The sequence below is a fragment of the Romboutsia maritimum genome, assembly GCF_002251085.2.
In the GTDB taxonomy this organism is placed as follows: domain Bacteria; phylum Bacillota; class Clostridia; order Peptostreptococcales; family Peptostreptococcaceae; genus Romboutsia_B; species Romboutsia_B maritimum.
This window is the reverse complement of record NZ_NOJZ02000071.1, coordinates 1-1,860: the sequence shown is the minus strand read 5'-3', so window position 1 is coordinate 1,860 and position 1,860 is coordinate 1. Positions and strand designations below refer to the sequence as shown.

Below are 1,860 nucleotides of genomic sequence, written 5' to 3'. Positions count from 1 at the left end.
CCAATGTGGCCGATCACCCTCTCAGGTCGGCTACTGATCGTCGCCTTGGTAAGCCGTTACCTTACCAACTAGCTAATCAGACGCGGGTCCATCCTGTACCGCTAAAGCTTTGGTGCTTCGAAGATGTCTTCATAGCACTTTATCTCGTATTAGCATACCTTTCGGTATGTTATCCGTGTGTACAGGGCAGGTTACCCACGCGTTACTCACCCGTCCGCCGCTCTTTCCCGAAGGAAATCGCTCGACTTGCATGTGTTAGGCACGCCGCCAGCGTTCATCCTGAGCCAGGATCAAACTCTCAAATAAAAGTTTTGATGGGCTCAGATACTGTTATATATCTGGCTTTATTTGGTTGTTTCAAATTCTATAAATTAACCTACTGTTTAATTTTCAAAGTTCATTTTTTCTTGCTCGCCCTTTTCTTAAGGACAAGTAATACTATATCATCATTAATAAATATCGTCAATACTTTTTTTACATTTTTTTTATAAAAAGTATATTTTTTGAAATAAATATAAAATTATTGCTTAAAATTTAGTATTATTAAGGTCTTTAAACTCTTATTTCATAAAAAACTATTTTATAAAATCTCATATTTTTATATATAAAATAGTCTTTTATGAAATTAATTTATAATTTATTAAAACTTAATCTACTTGAGATAAAATTCTCTTAGTTATATCAGAAATCTTTAATTCTCCTAATTCTTCATGTGCAATTGCTATAATTACTTTTATAGTGTTTGCTGAGTTATCCCATTTGTATGCTCTAGCATTAACTATAGTATCTTCATCCATAAGTTCTTCTAATTCCATTGCTGCTTCATCTGCTGTTGTCATATACTCATCAAATAATTCTTCCTGAGTCATAGAATTTATATCATAATCCTCCATTAAGTATTTATTTAATACCTCTATATCTATACTTAATTGATATGCAACTACATCTTCTCTTTTAGTTCCCTTAGACATATCTCTATCAACACGAAAATCACTATTATCTTGTATTATTGCTTTTATCTCTTCACTATCTACTATTTTATTTCCTAAAACTATGTACAAATTACCATCTCCTTTAAATTACTTAGCCATTGCATCTATTAAAGATTCCTTTAAAGATTTTTTTATACCTTTATTTCTAGCTACATTTATTAGATATCTATATTTAGATTTTTTAGCCTCTAATTCATATATAGCAACATCCACTAATTCTGGATCAGTGACCATATGAAAAAAGCATTCTGCTGTTTTCACATCTAATTGAGCTCTTTTTATCTCTTTTATTAATTTTTCATTTTCTATTTCTATATTTTTTTTATTTTTTCTAGACATAGTCTAACCTCCTCACACAATATATATTATGAATTTTGACATTTTATATAATTCATATACCTTTTGTGTGAAATAGATAGATTATACTAAAAAACCTCTAGTGAAATTCACTAGAGGTTACTGGTGGGATTAACAGGGCTCGAACCTGTGACCCCCTGCTTGTAAGGCAGGTGCTCTCCCAGCTGAGCTATAATCCCTCGCTTGGATAGTTGGTGCGCCCAGAGGGACTCGAACCCCCAACCTTCTGATTCGTAGTCAGACACTCTATCCAGTTGAGCTATAGGCGCTTATTATTGGAGGCGACACCCAGATTCGAACTGGGGATCAAGGAGTTGCAGTCCACTGCCTTACCACTTGGCTATGTCGCCGTCAATTATAAAAATATAAAAATGGTGACCTATCCGCGACTCGAACGCGGGACACCCTGATTAAAAGTCAGGTGCTCTACCGACTGAGCTAATAGGTCATATCTTTTGGGGTGGATAATGAGATTCGAACTCACGGCCTCCAGAGCCACAATCTGGCGCTC

General features: G+C 34.8%; 2 protein-coding genes, 4 tRNA genes and 1 rRNA gene. All 7 read right to left on the bottom strand.

Going from position 1 to position 1,860, the window contains the following annotated elements:
* A 16S ribosomal RNA gene (locus CHF27_RS13655) occupies nt 1-306 on the bottom strand; the annotation flags it as partial.
* Between the two features lie 341 nt (nt 307-647).
* Nucleotides 648-1,061: a hypothetical protein gene (locus tag CHF27_RS13650; RefSeq protein ID WP_095405425.1), complete on the bottom strand. Its 414-nt coding sequence runs from the start codon at nt 1,059-1,061 to the stop codon at nt 648-650.
* An 18-nt stretch (nt 1,062-1,079) separates the two neighbouring features.
* Nucleotides 1,080-1,331, bottom strand: a complete 252-nt coding sequence (locus CHF27_RS13645; protein WP_095405426.1) for a DUF2508 family protein — start codon at nt 1,329-1,331, stop codon at nt 1,080-1,082.
* Nucleotides 1,332-1,452: 121 nt separating this feature from the next.
* Nucleotides 1,453-1,528 (bottom strand) — tRNA-Val (locus tag CHF27_RS13640).
* A gap of 13 nt (nt 1,529-1,541) precedes the next feature.
* Nucleotides 1,542-1,618: transfer RNA gene (locus CHF27_RS13635), tRNA-Arg, on the bottom strand.
* A gap of 7 nt (nt 1,619-1,625) precedes the next feature.
* Nucleotides 1,626-1,699, bottom strand: a tRNA-Cys gene (locus CHF27_RS13630).
* Between the two features lie 22 nt (nt 1,700-1,721).
* Nucleotides 1,722-1,797 (bottom strand) — tRNA-Lys (locus tag CHF27_RS13625).
* Nucleotides 1,798-1,860: the final 63 nt, after the last annotated feature.

Bases quoted from the DNA above. Each gene is read 5' to 3' on its own strand.
- CHF27_RS13645 (WP_095405426.1), bottom strand. From the start codon at position 1,331: ATGTCTAGAAAAAATAAAAAAAATATAGAAATAGAAAATGAAAAATTA.